This window comes from Chitinophaga horti (assembly GCF_022867795.2).
In the GTDB taxonomy this organism is placed as follows: Bacteria; Bacteroidota; Bacteroidia; order Chitinophagales; family Chitinophagaceae; genus Chitinophaga; species Chitinophaga horti.
Map to the genome: position 1 here is coordinate 758,737 of NZ_CP107006.1, position 18,002 is coordinate 776,738.

Below are 18,002 nucleotides of genomic sequence, written 5' to 3' on the forward strand. Positions count from 1 at the left end.
CGGAAGTACGGGGGTACTGCCGGCACGATGAGAACACCCGTATTTACAGCCAATTCAACAACCGTAGAACAGGGGAGCATCCCCAACAAACCACTAAGTTATGAAATTTAAATTCGGCAATTCCACTGAAAAGGGCCGCGCTGCGCTGCTGTTGCAAAGATGGCGGCCATCCGGAAAAACGATCTTGGTTATGAAGCTCACAACGATTTTGTTGCTTGTTGCCTTACTCCAGTTAAAAGCAGAAGGCTTTAGCCAGCAGATTACGCTGCAGGTTAAAAACGGCTCGCTGGACAAGGTGTTTGCCCAGCTGGGTAAACAAAGCGGGTATCACTTCTTTTTTAATGAAAGACTGATCAAAGACGCCCGCAAGGTATCTCTCAATTTACAGAACGCTACGTTGCAGGAAGCGCTGGACGCCTGTTTTACTGGCCAGCCCTTTAACTATGCAATTATTGATAAAACAGTGGTGGCCCGTAAAAAGACAGACCCGGGCCCCACGCCGAGGGCCGCTGCCGCGCCAGTGGTGATCACGATCAAAGGTCGTATCACCAGCGAAAAAGGCGAACCCTTGCCCGGCGCCAGCGTAAAGCTGAAAAACAGCACGAAAGGCGCTACGTCCGATGCAAAGGGCGAATTCTCTTTTACCATTCCCGATGGTACGGAAGTCGTGCTGGAAGTAAGTATGCTGGGCTACAAACTGCAAACGATTACGCCCTCCGATCCCGCAAACGTGGTGATCGTATTAAAAGAAGAAGCAACTACGCTCGATAACCTCGTGGTAATCGGTTATGGTACGGCGCGCCGCCAGGACTTTACCGGTTCGGTAAGCTCTGTGAAAATGGAAGGTTCGCCGCTCGCCAGTCTGCCCAATATGAACGCGCTGGAAGTACTGAAAGGCAACGTATCGGGCCTGAGCATCGGTGCGACCAACTCCGCCGGTGGACAACCTTCTATGGTCATTCGCGGGCAGAACTCGATCAGCGGTAATAATGATCCGATGATTATCCTGGACGGTGTAGTATTCCTGGGCAGCATCGGTGATATCAACCCTAACGACATCGCCAGCTTTGATATATTGAAAGATGCTACGTCTGCTGCGGCTTACGGTTCCCGTTCTGCGAACGGCGTAATTGCCATCACCACCAAAAAAGGTCGTATCGGTAAGCCATCCATTTCATTTAACACTTCTACCGGCTTCCAGACCTGGCAAAATGAGCCGGAGATGATGAGGGGCGAAGAGTGGCTGGAAGTGGTGAACGCCCGTAACCGCTACGCTCCCGGTTCTACCAACTGGCTGAAGGCGGGAGAACTGGCCAACCGGGCTGCCGGCAAAGAAACCGTTTGGCTGGATGAAGTTACCCGTACCGGTATTATCCAGAGCTACCAGGCGGCTGTTTCAGGCGCTACACAGCAAACGAACTATTACCTCTCTACTTCCTTCGATCAGAATAAAGGCATCATTAAAGGAGATGACTTTAAACGTGTTTCCCTGCTCGCGAAGCTGAATATGAACATTACTTCCTGGCTGGAAGTAGGGGCGGATGGTAGCTATACCAAACGTGACTATTCCGGGGTGGCTGCCAATATAGGCGAGGCGCAGATGATGTCGCCGTACGGTGTAATGTACCGCGACAGCCTCGGTAATCTAGAAAAGTACCCGTATACACAGGCGGCCATCAATCCGCTGTGGGGTGTGCAGGATGGTACCCGCGACAACATGGACATCGGCAACAACTTCCGCCTGAATGCCCATGCGCTGGTGAAAGTGCCGTGGATCGATGGGTTGAGCTATCGTGCTAACCTGGCGCTGAACCTGGATAAAGACAGGTCGGGCAACTTCTATTACGAGACTAACTTTGTCCAGGAAGGAGAAGGCATTGGCCGTTATTCGCCGTCTACCGTACAGGGCTTCCTGTCGAGGGCGAACGGCAATATCAATAACTACAGCAATTACAGCTACGTAATCGATAACATCCTCAACTACCGCAAAACATTTGGTAAACACAGTGTTGATGCAACGGCAGTGTATACACGCGATTACTTTAAGTACGAGTCGGAAAACTCAACCGGCTCCGACTTCCAGGCGAATGGTAATACAGCGTTAGGTATGTATGGTTTGCAGACGGCAACCGTGCAGCGCGCAACAGTAGATATATGGGAACGCGCCAATATCGGTTACCTCATACGCGGTAACTACAATTACAACAATCGCTATTTCCTCACCGGGTCTTTCCGTCGCGATGGGGCTTCTGTATTCGGAGCGAATAACAAGTGGGCAGATTTTGCCGCTGTGGGCGTGGCCTGGCGTATTACCGAGGAGGCGTTCATGAAAAACCTGCACTATCTCAATCACCTGAAACTGAAGTTTTCCTGGGGCCAGAATGGTAACCAGGGCATCGGCCCCTATGGTACCCTGTCGACCGTTGGCAACGGTGCGTCGGGCGGTGTGCGTTACCAGTTCTCAAATACAGGTAGCCAGATGTTTTATGGCCTCTTCCAGCGCGACCTCGGCAACTCCGACCTCGGTTGGGAAACAACAGAGTCCTGGAACGCGGGGTTCGAATCTTCCTGGTTTAACGAACGCCTGTTCGTAGATCTCGATATGTATAAAGGTAAAACTACCGACCAGCTCTTTACCCGCAACATCCCGGTGATGACTGGTTTTAAGACCATGCGCACCTCCATGGGCCAGGTAGATAATAAGGGCGTTGAAATAACGGTACGTTCCGTAAACGTTAAACATTCGGATTGGGGTTGGACTACCGCAGCAACTTTCTGGCTGAACCGCAACAAACTGGTGAAGCTGTATGGTGAAGACAGGGATGGCGATGGTAAAGAAGACGATGACGTGTCCAGCGGCCTGTTCATCGGTCAGCCACTCTACGCTATCTATGGCTATGAACAAATCGGTATCGTTCAGGAAAGTGATACCACTTACACCCGCCTCACCGGCGCCGCGCCGGGTTCGCCGATGTACCGCGATTTTGATAAAACGCCCGGCATCAGCGCTACCGACCGTAAAATACTCGGCTACGCCCAGGATAATTTCCGCCTGAGCATGAGCAATACGGTTAATTACAAGGAATTTGACCTGTATGTGATGGTCTCCGGCAACTTCGGCGGTAATGGTTATTATAAAAGGTCGAACGCCGCTGCTTACCTCACATCCGGTACCAGCCGCTTTAACGATAACATGACGTCCAAGCCTTACTGGACGCCCGAAAACAAAAGCAATACCTATCCATCTGCCTTCTTTTCCGGTGATGGCCGCTTCCTCGGACTGCAAAGCCGTACGTTCGTGCGTTTGCAGGATGTTACCTTGTCGTATCGCCTGAAACAAAGTTTGCTGACGCCATTGCGCCTCAACTCCGCGAAGTTTTTCGTGAGTGCCAAGAACCTGGCCACCTTCACCAACTGGTTTGGCGGCGATCCGGAAACAGGTACGCCTGTACGGGAGAATACTTTCCCCGTGCCCAGCACGTATTCCTTTGGCGCAAACATCAGCTTCTAATCACCTACAAATCAGATCAACATGAAACACACGATATATAAGATGAAATGGGCGCTGTTACTGTCGATGGCTACAGTGTCCGCCTGTAAATCAGATATGGATTTTCTGCGGGAACGACCTGCTACTTTTTATACAGTGGACAATGCGTTTTCTACCTCTTCGCAGGTAGACCAGGTGTTGGTATCTGTATACTCACAACTGCGCGACCTTTGGGCGAATCCGGCAGAAGAAGGCTGGATCATGGTGTTCCGCGGTAATGGTACGGATATGTATGATGTGCCCAGCATCCGCAGAGGCAGTTCCTTCAATAACTATGGTAACATCAACGCGGAGAATGCGGTGTTCTTCAACTGTTACAGCACCTGGTACCAGCTGATATCCAAAGCTAATATGGCATTGTACGCGGCCGACTTGTCACATATCACCTGGGCGTCTGATGCAGAAAAGGCCTATGTTAAAGCACAGGCGCGTTTCTTTCGCGCGTTCGCTTATCGTAACCTCGGCGAGTTGTTTGGAGGCGTTCCCCTGGTGACCGAAATTTTCAACACACCCCGTTTTGATTTCAAACGTAGTACCCGCATAGAAACCTACCAGTTCGCCATTGATGAACTGCTGGCGATCGAGAATGACCTGCCAGAAACCACCACCCGTGGCGGTAGAGTCGTAAGAGGTGCTGCACAACATAACCTGGCCGAATTATATCTGGCACTGGGCACGCAGCTAAAAGAAGAGGGCAGGGCCGCAGAAGCAACGACGGCGTTCACGCAGTCCATCGCCTATGCCAATAAAGTAATCGACGGTGGTACGTATTCGCTGATGAACGCCCGCTTTGGCTCCCGCAGAACAGAAGCACAGGGCAATGTATACTGGGATCTTTTCCAGGAAAACAACGTGAACTACCAGGATGGTAATAAGGAATGTGTGTGGGGCCTGCAAATTGATTATGCGGCTTACCGCACGGAGGACGGCAAATCGAAGCTTCCTTACTCCCGCGCATACAGCCCCGTGTTCCGCGATGGTGCCAAGGACCATCTTACCGGCACTGGTCCTGATGTAGGCGGACGTGGCGTATCGTTCATGATGCCTACGATGTATACCCGCGACGATATTTATAACGGCGCATTCAGCGGTGATATGCGTAATACCGATATCGTTTTCCGCCGTGTATTCCGGGGCAATGTGGCCTCATCGCCTTACTTCGGCGTGCCTATCCCATGGGATGTAATGTACTACGGCAGTGCGAATGCGACCACCAATATGAATAACCGCAGCCTGTGTTACCCGGTTTCCTGCAAAATTGCGACCGATAAATATACAGGTGTGGCTGATGGAGAGAACATGAGTAACTTGTTCCGCGATGACTATTTTATCCGCCTCTCCGAAACGATCCTGTTACGTGCAGAAGCCAAACAGCGTAACGGCGATAAGCCCGGTGCAGCTGCTGATATCAACCTGCTGCGCACCCGCGCACAATGTACGTACATGGTGTCGGCCGCCGATATGGACGATAATTTCAACACGATACTGGATGAGCGTGCCAGGGAATTGATCTACGAAGAATGTCGCTGGAACACGTTGTTGCGTATGGGTGGCACTATTGCTGTAGATCGTATCCGCAAATATGCCTACTGGCCGGAAGCGCAGGCTACGCTTACTTTTAACTACAACCTGTGGCCCATTCCGCAAACGGTGATAGATACGAATAAAGACGAACCGCTGGATCAGAACGACGGTTGGAAACGCTAACTACTTCAGAAGTCCGGGGTCTTGGCAGGCCCCGGCTTTTTAACTATTTTGACGACATGCTTAGAAGAGTATTGATCCTGTTTTTCCTGATTGGTATTGTGACAGTTGCAAAAGCGCAAACGTTGTTCACCCCTGATGGCCTGATGTGTGACCTGATCGCGAATGGCGGCTACCAGTCTGTAAATGGTTACCTGGCCCAGCCAGAGTGGAGCAAGGCAGCCTTTCTCGCCACTAACTCCGTCCGCATCCGTAATGCCCGCCCGGCTTTCAGCTGGATGCTGACCTCCGTAAAAAACAATACGATGCAAAGCGCCTACCGCATCCTGGTAGCCGATCATCCTGACAGCCTCGCGAAAAATACCGGTAACATGTGGGATTCCCGCAAGGTGTTGTCGCCACGATCTAATGCGGTATTGTATTTCGGTAAACCATTACGTGCGCATACGCTCTACTATTGGAAAGTAATGGTATGGGATAAAAACAGCGCGCAAAGTGCCTTCTCCGAGCCTGCTGCATTTTTTACCGACACGCTGCTGGCCGACTATGCCACCACCCAGTACCCATTGCAGAAAACCGACCAGTTCCCTGAGCGGTTTTCAGTAAGTGATACGATGGTGTTTGCAGACTTTGGCAAAGCGGCTTTTGGTCAGTTAAAGCTGGAATTAACGGGTACGGGCACACGCGATACCGTGGAAGTGCACCTGGGTGAAGCGATTACTGCCTGGGGTACGATCAATCGCCGGCCAGGTGGTACGATCCGCTACCAGCGGTACCGGTTGCCTTTGCGGCCGGGTACACACACGTATTATGTAAACATTCGCAAGGATGCGCGGAATACGGGTCCGCAGGCGGTATTGATGCCGGGTTACATCGGCGAGGTGTTGCCTTTCCGGTACTGTGAGTTGCGGAAGTATGGGCAGCCGATGGAAGAAACGCAGATCGTGCGAACGGCGGTGAATTACCCGTTTGATGAAACGGCGGCTTCCTTTCATAGTTCCGACAGCATCCTGAACCAGGTGTGGGACATGTGTTATTATACGATGAAAGCCACGTCCTTCGCCGGTATATTCGTTGATGGCGATCGTGAGCGTATTCCGTATGAAGCAGATGCGTACATCAACCAGTTAGGCTATTATGCTGCCGATCGCGAGTATACGCTGGCACGAGCGTCGCAGGAATACCTGTTGCATCACGCTACCTGGCCAACGGAGTGGATCTTACAATCGGTGCTGATGGCGTATAACGATTACCTATACACGGGCGACAGCCGGTCGGCCCGCCACTTCTATAACGACCTGAAGGCGAAACTATTGATGCCGCTGGAAATGCCGAATGGCCTGATCAGCACCCGTACCGGCAAACAAAATCCTGCCCTTATGAAAGCCATTCATTTTAATGGCGGGTTATTGAGGGATATTGTGGACTGGCCACATACGGGCATCTTAGGCCTGGCTAAGTCAGAAGGTGGGGAGACGGACGGCTTCGTGTTCCGTGATTACAACGCGGTGGTGAACGCTTACTACTATAAGGCTTTGCGGGATATGCAGTCGATTGCTGCCACGCTTAACCGCGATGCAGACGCTAAACTTTTTGAGACGAAGGCGGATAAGCTGAAAGACGATTACCGCAAACAATTCTGGGACCGCAAACAACGCGTGTTCATGGATGCGCCGGACACCTTACATGCCTCGCTGCATACGAATATGTTTGCGCTGGCCTTTGGACTGGTGGAAGATAGATACAAGGACGATGTAGCCTCGTTCATCCGCTCCCGTGGTATGGCCTGTAGTGTGTACGGCAGCCAGTTCCTGATGGATGCGGTGTACGATGGCAACGACGAAGCGTATGGCTTACAACTGCTCACCTCCACCGCCGACCGCAGCTGGTACAATATGATCCGCGAAGGAAGTACAATGGCGATGGAAGCCTGGGGTAACAAATACAAGCCGAACCAGGATTGGAACCATGCCTGGGGTGCGGTGCCGATCAATATCATCAGTCGTAAACTAATGGGTATCGAACCGTTAACGCCCGGCTGGGAGGTGTATCGCATCAAACCACAAACCAGCAGCCTGCAATTCGCTATCATCACCGTACCCACGATCAAAGGAAAAATCATTGCGCAGTATGAAAAGAAAGAGGAGGATTTCCTGATGACGTTGACGCTGCCGGCCAATGCCACCGCGCAAGTTGTGTTGCCTGCCGCCTTCGCCCGCGGCCGGTTCGAGGTGTACCTGGGCGAAGAACGCATCAAACCGGTGAAGAAGAACGGCGAATATATCGTCACCATTGCTGGTGGCGGCGCTTATAAATTATCTGTAGGTCCACGTTAATGTAATTGTTTATGCTGATGAATAAACGACTGGCCGGAGCATTGCTCATCGGTCTATGTGCCGCATGTTCACACCCCAGGCAACTTCCTGTAAAACCCGCTGCTGCTAATACATTAGAAGCCGGGTTTATTAATCCGCCCGACGAAGCAAAGCCCCGTGTATTCTGGTGGTGGCTCGAAGGCAATCAAAGCAAAAAAGGGATCGGGGCAGATCTGATCGCGATGAAGGCCGCCGGCATTCAAGGCGCCATCATCTTTGATGCAGGCTCCTCATCTTATAAAAATATGGAGAAAACCGCCAGCGGCCCTTCGTTCATGGGGCCGGAGTGGCAGGCATTGTTCCATCATACCTGTAAGATCGCCGACAGCCTCAATATGGAACTGAGCCTCAACATCGGCAGCGGCTGGAACGATGGCGGTCCCTGGGTGACGCCCGAACTGGCCTCGCAGAAACTGGTGTGGAGCGATACGTTGGTGGAAGGCGCGCGTACGATCGATATGCAACTGGCCATGCCGGCTAAGTTGTTCACCGATGAAAACAAACGGGTACATTATCGGCCCATCGTTACGCTGGCCGTGAAGTTGCACGATCAATATGAAAAGGTGCAGCGGCTGGAAAACTTCGAGATCAAAGCGGTGCATAGCATTTACAGCATTCCGTTTACAAAAAGTGGTTTAGGGTACGACTGGAATATTTTTATGAAACCCGAAGCATCGCCCGCGCATGAGGCGCATGCGGATGTGGAAGATGTGACGGATGTAAGCGATAAGGTAGATGCACAGGGCCGCATTCGCTGGCAGGCACCGGCGGGTAGATATTTACTGATGCGGTTTGGATATACGCCTACGGGCATTCATGTATCCACGCACAGCCCAGGGGGCGGCGGCCTCGCGATCGATTATATGAGCCGCGAAGCGATGGACCTGCAATATTTTAAGACAGTAGGGGTACTCACGCGCGGCAAAAAAGCCAACAGTCTCAAATACCTGCACGACGATAGCTGGGAGCTTGGTGCCAGCAACTGGACGCCGACTTTTGCGGAGGCCTTCAAAGCAGCTAATGGTTATGACATCTACAAGTACCTGCCCGTGCTTACCGGCCGCATCCTGGGTAACCGTGATGTGTCCAACAACTTCCTGTTCGACTTTCGCCGTACGATCGCAGACCTGATTTACACCAACCATTACCAACGTTTTGCCGACCTGGCCGCTAAAGACGGCATGGGTATCCATTCCGAAAGCGGCGGGCCACATCCCGCGCCGGTAGACGCTTTGAAGAACCTTGGATTAAACGCTGTGCCGATGGGTGAGTTCTGGATAAGGGCAAATACCCATCGCGTGGAAGCACATCGCCGCCTGTATGTAAAGCAGCCTGCATCTGCCGCCCATATTTACGGTAAACAGTTCGCACAGGCAGAGGGACCGACGAGCATTGGTCCGCATTGGGAAGAAGATTTTTATTACATGAAACCCACGCTTGACCGTGTGTATTGCGAAGGCCTGAACCGCCTGGTGATCCACACCTTCACACATTCGCCGGAAGAAGCGGGCAAACCCGGTAACGAATATTTTGCCGGTACACACTTTAACCCCAACGTCACCTGGTGGGCACAGGCGCCCGCATTCCTGCGATGGAATACGCGCGTGTCGTATATGCTGTCCCGTGGTTTGTTCGTGGGTGATGTGTGTTACTATTACGGCGATAATGTACCTAACCAGGTGCCGCTAAAACATATTGATCCGCAGCTGGGTGAAGGATATGACTATGATGTGTGTAACACCGATGTGATCTTACATCGCATGCAGGTGAAGGACGGTCGTATCGTATTGCCCGATGGCATGTCATATGCCGTTCTCGTGCTGCCCGATTGGGAAGTAATTACGCCGGAAGTGTTGGCGAAACTGGCATCGATGGTGCGGCAGGGTGCCACGATCATCGGCCCCAAACCTAAATCGGCTGCAGGTTTAAGAAATACGGCTAAAGACATTCGCCCGCTGGCAGACGAAGTATGGAAGTCTGTGCGCAACGATCGCAGCATCCGCGAAACACTGCTCGCCAAAAACATTCAGCCGGACTTTACTTACGAGGGCCGCAAACCCCATACGCTCATTGATTACATACACCGCAGTACACCTGATGCCGAGATTTACTATGTCGTAAACCGGAACGAGCGGCCGGAATACGTAAACGTATCATTCCGTGTAAACGACCGACAGCCCGAGCTTTGGGACGCTGACAAGGGCACCATAATATCACAACCTTTGTACACCACCCGCGACGGCCGCGTGCAAATGCCATTGTTCCTCGATCCGTTCGGATCAACGTTCGTCGTGTTCCGGAAAAAGGCCGGCGCGCACATGGTGCAGCTGCAAAAGGATGGCAAAGAACTGTTTCCGGCTTTACCTGCAGACACTTTCGACACAGCGCCCTTTATCGCCATGGAGAACGGCCGTATGTTGTGGACAGCGAACGGGCGGTATGTGTGGACAGGCAGCGATGGCAAAACACACAGCGCCGACCACCAGGTGAGCGCACAAATCATCGATGGCCCCTGGACGGTTCGTTTCGACAAAGCCTGGGGCGGCCCGGAACAAACGATCTTCCACCAGCTGATGTCATGGACCGATCACAAAGACGAGGGAATTAAATACTACTCCGGCACCGCCATCTATAGTAAAAAATTTACCCTGTCACCCACCAATAAAAGCATCTTCCTCGACCTGGGCGAGGTGGCTAACATCGCCGAAGTAACGATCAATGGCCGCTCTGCCGGCGTATGGTGGACGCATCCGTTTATCGCCGACGTCACCAGCTACCTGCAACCCGGCGAAAACAACATCGAGATCAAAGTCGTGAACCTCTGGCCGAACCGCATTATCGGCGATCAGCGCCTGCCCGCAGCGAAGCGTTTTACCCGCACCAACGTCCAAAAGTTCAAAGCGGACGACCCGCTGCGGACATCAGGTTTACTCGGGCCGGTGAAGTTGCATTTGAGATAAAATAGTATCAGGATGGAGCGTGATTTTCGGGTTCCGGGAGGGGCTGGATAACTCTCAGATAACTCTCATATAACTCTCAGGTAACTCTCGCATAACGCTAACATAACTTAAACACAGCCTAAATGTAGTGCTAAGGTATTTTTTTATGATGCAGTATTACCATAACGCGTGCGACTATCCGTACCTGACTTGCTATTTCCCGGCGGTTTAAAAAAGGCGACAATTGCGACATTTCGCGGTAGTTACGACATCAGGCGACACATGGCGACAGGTGCTGTTCGAAACGGCAAAAGCGGTTGTATCTTCGCAAAAAAAGCCGCACCTTACGGTACGGCTTTCTAAATATAACCATCTTAAAAGTTATGCGTTTACTGGCTTGCTCTCTTCGATCTTGAGTACCCGGCCGGTCCATTCACGGAGGTTATCGCACAGGGCGGGATCGGATGCGAGCGACTGACCGTAGGATGGGATCATTTCCTTCAGTTTGGCCTGCCATTGGGCTGACTTCATTTGCTGAGGGAAACATTTGTTCATGAGGTCGAGCATGATGGATACGGAGGTAGAAGCTCCCGGTGATGCGCCAAGCAGGGCGGCGATGCTGCCATCTGCCGCACTTACCACTTCGGTGCCGAATTCCAGGATGCCACCTTCTTCTTCGTCCTTTTTGATCACCTGTACACGGTAGCCGGCCACTTCCAGTTCCCAGTCTTCCAGTTTGGCGTCGGGCAGGAAGTCACGCAGGGCTTCGAGGCGGTCCTCGGGCGACTGGCGTACCTGGTCAATGAGGTACTTCGTGAGCGGCAGGTTATGTGCGCCGGCGGAAAGCATCGGGCGGATGTTGGCGAAACGGATGCTGAGGATCAGGTCGAGGAACGAGCCCTTTTTCAGGAACTTGGTCGTGAAGCCGGCGTAGGGGCCGAACAGCAGTTCCTTTTTGCCTTTGATGATCCTGGTATCCAGGTGTGGTACCGACATGGGAGGGGAGCCGATGGGCGCTTTACCATACACTTTGGCATAGTGCTTTTCCACCAGTTCCGGGTTTTTACATTTGAGCCACTGTCCGCTCACCGGGAAACCGCCAAAGCCCTTGCTTTCGGGGATCCTGGATTTGAGCAACAGGGGAAGGGAGCCGCCGCCGGCGCCGATAAATACGAAGCGGGATTTTACCAGCCTGCGTTTACCGGTGGCGAGGTCTTTCACCTCAATATACCAATGGCCATCTTTCTGGCGCAGTGTTTTTACGTCGTGGTTGAAGAAGAGCGACACCTTATCGTCCTGCTTCATTCTTTCGAAGATGTGACGGGTGAGGGAGCCGAAGTTCACGTCGGTGCCGATTTCCATGCGGGTGGCGGCTACCTTCTGTTGAGGATCACGCCCCTGCATGACGATAGGCATCCAGGAAGCCAGCTGCTGCTGATCTTCGGAGTACTTCATGTCGGCAAAGAGGTGACATGAAGTAAGCGCTTCGTGTCTCTTTTTGAGGAAATCTACCCCATCTTCTCCCCATACGAAACTCATGTGCGGCGTACGGCGGATAAAGGATTCGGGGAGGGAGATGTGATTGCTTTCGATCAGATAGGCCCAGAACTGCTTGGACTGTTCGAAAGATTCGGCAATTTTCACTGCCTTTTTGATCTCTACGGAACCGTCTTTGGCCTGCGGGGTGTAGTTCAGTTCGCAGAAGGCGGAGTGGCCCGTGCCGGCGTTGTTCCAGGCATCAGAGCTTTCGGCTGCGGCTACATCGAGTCGTTCGAAAACCTGTACCGAAATACCGGGTTCCAGTTCTTTCAGCATCATGCCAAGCGTTGCGCTCATGATGCCTGCGCCGATCAATACTACATCAGCTTCGTCCCTACCTGCGTTCGTGTCAATACTCATGATCAATTAAATAATTATTTCTCCAAAATATTGTGCCATGCTTTTTCCTGCTCTGCTTTGCCGATTCCGGCGCTGCGTTGTTCGATTTCAGTGCGTGAGGCCGTTGCCGGCCACCTGCCAATTACCTTTCAGTTCAATTTTTCCTAACGTGTCATATGCGTGGAACAAATAAAGAATGAAATGTGTCCTTTCGACACCAACTTTCATTTCTTCCGAAAAGTTGCAAAACCATCTATAATGGGATGCAAAATGTCGGTTGAAGGAATACTATTTTGAAAACCGATGCATTATAAATTGCAATATTTTAAATCTAAAGTGAAAATTCCAGGTTTTTTCAACGATGGTTGGTGATAAAAAGCCTTGGAACCGCAAAATTAATACTCATTAGGGAGTTCACCAATATATTTTATAATTATTAATGAATTTTGACTGATGGTTGATAAATTTTAACAAATACTAAGGTTAGGTAGATGATTTTCAATGGTCGAACTCTAGGTGCTGATTTTCAAGGCATTGTGTGTAGTGAGCCTAAACAATGCGGTAATGCGAAAAATAGCGTAATTTGCCGCGCTTGAAGCAGCCAATTATCTAAGACGATCCCAAATAAAAACAATTTTAAACTCCCCAAAATGGCAAAACGTGTGTATTACCTCTCTCCGGTAAAGCCCACCGCAAAAATAAGCTGCGAAGTAAAAATGCGTTCGCAGGCATTTAACACTTCTACGGCTAAACTGAAACGTTCCGGCTCCCAGGTAATTATCGGTCGTACCGGCAACAAAGGCGAACAGGCCGGCAGCGGCAATTTGTTCGAATCGCAGGTAGGCGTTACGCAGGACATTATCGGCAGCAAAGTCATTTTTGCGCATTCGCTCGATCTTGGCTTTGCGACCGACGACGACCTGAAGGTGATCCTGCAGGCGGCTACCGACGAAGAGTATGAAGCAAAATGGGCGGCGTACCTCAAGCTGGTAGAAGAAGAAAAATGGGAAGATGTGTTTGACATCCTGCGCCTTTCCATCAACTATGTTTTTCGCGGTGGCATCGACGGCGAGCAGTCATTCGAATATGATTACGACGATGTATTCGACCACAGCGACGATGGCATGGTGATCATCCTTTCCAAAGCGGTACAATTTGTTTATCCAAACCCCCAACTTTAACGATGCGCCGGATTATATGCAGCCTACTGATGCTCGGCAGCCTTACCGCCGCCGCACAGCAAAAACAGGAACTGGACCTCTCCAACCTCAAACCGCCCGTATCGCCCGGCTTTACGATACTGGACGTGAGCCCGGCCGCGATCGAACGACCTAAAACGATCCGCGAGTTTACAGTGTCTACCACGAGTTTATTCGACAATGGCCTCAGTATCCCGAAAAACTTCGCCTTCGAGTTTGCACCGGGTTGGATGTTGAATAACAAAGGCTATACATTTTACCAGATCACCGGGCTGAATAAAGTAGGGAAGGCGTTAAAGGAGAATGTGTTCTCCGATGCGAAGTTCGCCAGCCTGAGTATTGCTTCGGTGTATAACGAGGATTCCGTAAGTACGCCCACGCTGGCGGCTAACAGCAATCATATCAGTTACGGCGCGAAGGTGAACCTCATCAAAGTGTATGGTAAAAAGCGCCTGGCATTGATGAATATATTTTTGGAAGATGCGATGGATTCTACTTCCGCCGTGCTGGAAGATATCGATCCCGATGAACCGGCAGCCGGACAAGCGAACGCTTTACGGGCCAAAACAAAAGCCGCATGGGATAAACTGAAGGATCTCCGCTCTATCCGCCCGTTGTTCCAGATGCAATTCGCGGCAGCGTCTTCACTGGCGTTCCCGGATAATAAAGGCGGTCGTCATCAACGCACCGGTGTTTGGACGAACATTGGTTTTTCATTCCCCCTTACTAATTTAGGGAAGGATGCGACGCTCGAATCGGCCAACGCTTTCCTGTCTAACAAAAACTTCATCAACCTCATCGCCCTCGCGCGCTGCACGAATGCGAGCTTCGACAGCCTTTACCTGCCTGATAACCGCTCGGTGATCGACCTGGGCGCGCGGGCAGAGTTTGAGTTGGACCGGTTGATGATCGGGGTGGAATACGTGTACCGCAATGGCAACAACGACTTCGTTAAAACGGACCGTGTAGCCGGCATGATCGAGTACCGCATCTGGGAAAACCTGTATGTGGTGGGCTCTTTCGGGCGCAACTTCGGAGAATACAATAATGTGATCTCGATGCTTGGTTTAAATATGGGCTTTGGTAAACAGAGCGCTTATACGCCGTTTAAGTTGAGGTAACGTCTTTCGCGCGGCGTCATCGTATGTTGCGAACGCGGAGACTGGTGCGGAAGTTTGCTTCCCTGCGGTCGCAATGACGGTGGGGAGACGATCACACTTTGATCGTCATTGCGAGCAGCGCGAAGCAAACTTCGTGTGTAGTCTCCGCGTTAGGCATAACGTAGTTACTCCGCCCGCAAACTTTTCACCGGATTGGCCAGTGCAGCCTTAATACCCTGGTAGCTAATCGTCACTAACGTAATCGTCAGCGCGAACAGTGCCACCATGGCGATCGTAGACCAGGTGATATCCGTACGATAATCGTACCTGCCCAGCCAACGTTCCATCAGCAACCAGGCCGTGGGCGTGGCGATGAATAGGGCAATGCCTACGAGCAGCACGAACTCTCGCGATAACAGCGCCCACAGTTGTGCGATAGAGGCGCCCAGTATTTTGCGCACGCCGATCTCCTTCACTTTTTGTTCCGCCATGAATGTGGCCATACCAAACATGCCCAGGCAGCTGATGAAGATCGCGAGTACCGCAAAGAAGGCAGACAGTTTGCCGATGCGTTGTTCCGCATCGAACTTCTTCGCATACTGGTCGTCCACAAATGCATAACTGAATGGTGTGGCAGGATTATGTTTTTTAAAGATCTTTTCTGCAATGGCCAGTGCTTCCGCCGTAGTTTTGGCAGGATTCAGCCTGGCGTTGATCACACTGCCGCCGGAGTAACCTAAAGTAATAGCAGTACGGAATGCGGGTGCATAAGGTGATTCCATCACCATATCTTTAATTACACCAACTACATTATACGGCCGCCCGTCAATTTTCACCACTTCGCCTATGGGGTGTTGCAGGCCCATGAATTTCACGGCGGCCTCGTTTAAAATCATGGCCGACGAGTCGGAAGCGTATTCGCGCGAGAAATCGCGGCCCTCTTTAATCTGCCAGCCGATCGTTTTGCCGAAATCGTGTGTAGCCCCCATAGCTATGAAGTTACCCTGCGCACTTGGTTCCATGCCCCTCCACGTGTAGCCGTTGTTGATAGCATTAACGTCGGTGGTGGAGGCTGTAGAATAAGCCATTTCGGTAACCGCGCCGCTGGCCTTCATTTCATCGCGGATTACGGCAAAGTTTTTTTCCAGCTCAGGAGTGTTCATGTCAATAGCGATCAATCCCTCGCGATTGTACGCCGCCGGACGATTTTTCGCAAACCGGATCTGTTTAAACACAACGACGGTACCGATCATGAGCATGACGGATACCGCGAATTGCAGTACCACGAGTAGTCGTCGTGGCGTAACGGCGCGGTTGCCTGCCTTATAAGTGCCTTTTAATACTTTCACCGGGGCAAAGGAAGATAGATATAATGCAGGATAACTGCCGGCAAGGACCCCTGTCAGCACCGCGAAGCCCAGTCCTGTCAGCCAGAAGAGCGGAGACGGCAGGGGCAGCGTAACGCGCTTGTCGGCCACTTCGTTGAACAGCGGGAGACTGAGTTGTACGAGCACTAAAGCGATGGCGAAACTGATCAGCGCCAGTAAAATGGATTCCGAAAAAAACTGCATCAGCAGCTGGCTGCGCACAGATCCGATGGATTTACGGATGCCTACTTCCTTCGCTCGTTTCTCGGATCGGGCGGTGCTGAGGTTCATAAAATTGATGCAGGCGAGCAGCAATACAAAGGCACCGATGATGCCGAACAGCCAAACGAATTGTATGCGCCCGCCGGTGTTGAAGCCGTCTTTCCAGTCACCGTACAAATGCCATTTGCTCATGGGGTGAAGGAATATCTCCGGCTTAAAGGCCGCGTCATCCGCCCGTACTTTATGCAGTTTTACATCTTTTATTTTAGCAGATACTTTTTCCAGGTCGGCATGATCGGCCAGTTGTCCGTACGCGCACACGAAATTAGAGCGCCAGGGATTTTCCATTTCCCGTATCCAGGTTTGGGAACTCAGAAACAGTTCGAACGGCATGATTACCGACAGCTCGCGGAACGCGGTGTTGTAAGGTAAATCCTCGTAAACGCCTGTCACCTTTACAGTAAGCTGGTTGGCTACTTTTAATACTTTACCGATCGGGTCCTGGTCGCCGAACAATGCTTTTGCGGTGGATGCGGACAGCATTGCGGAGTGCGGGTCTGTGAGTCCGGCGCGGGTACCGTTCAACATATTCAGCGACATCATTTCCGGGAAGGCGGGTTCAAAGAAGCAGCTTTTGGCGCTGATGGCATTGTCCCCGTAATTAACTGAAAGCGTGTTCATCCACGAACTCATGACCACATGTTTAAAGTCCGGCCCATACTTCTGGCGTATCTCGTCGCCCAACAGGTAAGGCACCGCAGACTGTGTTCCCTTCACGCCGTTGAAGGTCTGGTGCTGCATGATGGCCACGATGCGGTCGTGGTTTTCGTGCGCGCGATTGAACGTTACCTCATCGTGCATCCATAGCCCGATGAGTAATGCTACGGCCATACCGAGTGACAGGCCCGCAATATTGACCAGCGAGAAGGTCTTATTTTTCAGGAGATTTCTCCAGGCGATTTTGAGATAGTTCTTGATCATGGTAAGCTGGGTTACGAACATCCTGCCAGTATGACCGGGTATTTGAAAATAGTGGATTATGTATGATGTAAATATAGCAAATGTCCGGATTTAGTACATCGATGTACGAAAGTGACAGGTTACCGGGTGCAAAACCTGCTTATCCGCCAGGGGCGGGGCGTGAAGCAGGGCGACTGACGGGCGGTTGCGGGGAAAAATGATAGACGGCTATTAGGATTCATTTTTACTTTGTATCATTATCAGTAATAAGGAAGCTCACACGGTATTTAAATGCAATCTATGAAATCGAAACAAGGTCTGTTATTGGTAGCAGCATTGGCGGCTGCCGTTACGTTATGTTCTCTTTCTCCCACGCAGGAATCGAAGGAACCAGGATTTAAGAACCTGAAGGTATTGTCGAAAAAGACGACTAAAAGGGAGATGGACAGTGTGATGCAGGAGTTTAAGGTAGCATTGGGCGTGCGTTGTAATTTTTGTCATGCCGCCAGCAAAGACGATCCGCGTAAGATGGACTTTGCCAGTGATGCGAACAGGCATAAAGAAATTACACGCGATATGATGCGGATGACGAACAGGATCAGCAAAAAGTACCTGGAAGTGACTTGTTACACCTGTCACCGCGGTAAAGAAGAACCGTTGCTGGCGCCAGAGCGGCCAATACGGGCGAAACGAAAAAGTAAACATTAA

General features: G+C 51.4%; 9 protein-coding genes. 7 read left to right on the top strand and 2 right to left on the bottom strand.

Annotation, left to right across the window (positions count from 1 at the left end; all coding sequences use genetic code 11):
• The first annotated feature begins 190 nt into the window (after window positions 1-190).
• Genes MKQ68_RS03320 through MKQ68_RS03335 form a run of 4 tightly spaced genes read left to right on the top strand, consistent with a single transcriptional unit; the run spans window position 191 to window position 10,589 of the window.
• On the top strand, window positions 191-3,511 hold the full coding sequence (locus MKQ68_RS03320; RefSeq protein ID WP_264282070.1) for a TonB-dependent receptor: 3,321 nt from the start codon (window positions 191-193) through the stop codon (window positions 3,509-3,511).
• Between the two features lie 21 nt (window positions 3,512-3,532).
• Window positions 3,533-5,257 (top strand): RagB/SusD family nutrient uptake outer membrane protein, encoded by a 1,725-nt coding sequence (locus tag MKQ68_RS03325; protein ID WP_264282071.1) that lies wholly within the window; start codon window positions 3,533-3,535, stop codon window positions 5,255-5,257.
• A 56-nt stretch (window positions 5,258-5,313) separates the two neighbouring features.
• A complete protein-coding gene (locus tag MKQ68_RS03330; RefSeq protein WP_264282072.1) occupies window positions 5,314-7,590 on the top strand; it encodes an alpha-L-rhamnosidase-related protein in 2,277 nt (758 codons plus the stop codon).
• Window positions 7,591-7,601: 11 nt separating this feature from the next.
• On the top strand, window positions 7,602-10,589 hold the full coding sequence (locus tag MKQ68_RS03335; RefSeq protein ID WP_264282073.1) for a glycosyl hydrolase: 2,988 nt from the start codon (window positions 7,602-7,604) through the stop codon (window positions 10,587-10,589).
• Between the two features lie 360 nt (window positions 10,590-10,949).
• Here the strand turns inward: MKQ68_RS03335 and MKQ68_RS03340 are convergent, their stop codons facing one another.
• On the bottom strand, window positions 10,950-12,467 hold the full coding sequence (locus MKQ68_RS03340) for a malate:quinone oxidoreductase (RefSeq protein ID WP_264282074.1): 1,518 nt from the start codon (window positions 12,465-12,467) through the stop codon (window positions 10,950-10,952).
• Between the two features lie 629 nt (window positions 12,468-13,096).
• Between MKQ68_RS03340 and MKQ68_RS03345 the strand changes: the two genes are divergently transcribed.
• Together MKQ68_RS03345 and MKQ68_RS03350 are read left to right on the top strand one after the other, a co-directional pair.
• Complete coding sequence (locus MKQ68_RS03345) at window positions 13,097-13,627, top strand: hypothetical protein (protein ID WP_264282075.1); 531 nt, start codon at window positions 13,097-13,099, stop codon at window positions 13,625-13,627.
• Between the two features lie 2 nt (window positions 13,628-13,629).
• Entirely contained in the window at window positions 13,630-14,766 is a 1,137-nt protein-coding gene (locus MKQ68_RS03350; RefSeq protein ID WP_264282076.1) for a hypothetical protein, read from the top strand.
• A gap of 164 nt (window positions 14,767-14,930) precedes the next feature.
• On the opposite strand, the gene MKQ68_RS03355 is transcribed toward MKQ68_RS03350, so the two are convergent.
• Window positions 14,931-17,315: an ABC transporter permease gene (locus MKQ68_RS03355; RefSeq protein WP_264282077.1), complete on the bottom strand. Its 2,385-nt coding sequence runs from the start codon at window positions 17,313-17,315 to the stop codon at window positions 14,931-14,933.
• A gap of 279 nt (window positions 17,316-17,594) precedes the next feature.
• On the opposite strand from MKQ68_RS03355, the gene MKQ68_RS03360 reads away from it, so the two are divergent.
• A complete protein-coding gene (locus tag MKQ68_RS03360; protein WP_264282078.1) occupies window positions 17,595-18,002 on the top strand; it encodes a c-type cytochrome in 408 nt (135 codons plus the stop codon).

Bases quoted from the DNA above. Each gene is read 5' to 3' on its own strand.
- MKQ68_RS03345 (WP_264282075.1), top strand. From the start codon at position 13,097: ATGGCAAAACGTGTGTATTACCTCTCTCCGGTAAAGCCCACCGCAAAA.
- MKQ68_RS03355 (WP_264282077.1), bottom strand. From the start codon at position 17,315: ATGATCAAGAACTATCTCAAAATCGCCTGGAGAAATCTCCTGAAAAAT.
- MKQ68_RS03340 (WP_264282074.1), bottom strand. From the start codon at position 12,467: ATGAGTATTGACACGAACGCAGGTAGGGACGAAGCTGATGTAGTATTG.
- MKQ68_RS03320 (WP_264282070.1), top strand. From the start codon at position 191: ATGAAGCTCACAACGATTTTGTTGCTTGTTGCCTTACTCCAGTTAAAA.
- MKQ68_RS03360 (WP_264282078.1), top strand. From the start codon at position 17,595: ATGAAATCGAAACAAGGTCTGTTATTGGTAGCAGCATTGGCGGCTGCC.
- MKQ68_RS03330 (WP_264282072.1), top strand. From the start codon at position 5,314: ATGCTTAGAAGAGTATTGATCCTGTTTTTCCTGATTGGTATTGTGACA.
- MKQ68_RS03350 (WP_264282076.1), top strand. From the start codon at position 13,630: ATGCGCCGGATTATATGCAGCCTACTGATGCTCGGCAGCCTTACCGCC.
- MKQ68_RS03335 (WP_264282073.1), top strand. From the start codon at position 7,602: ATGCTGATGAATAAACGACTGGCCGGAGCATTGCTCATCGGTCTATGT.
- MKQ68_RS03325 (WP_264282071.1), top strand. From the start codon at position 3,533: ATGAAACACACGATATATAAGATGAAATGGGCGCTGTTACTGTCGATG.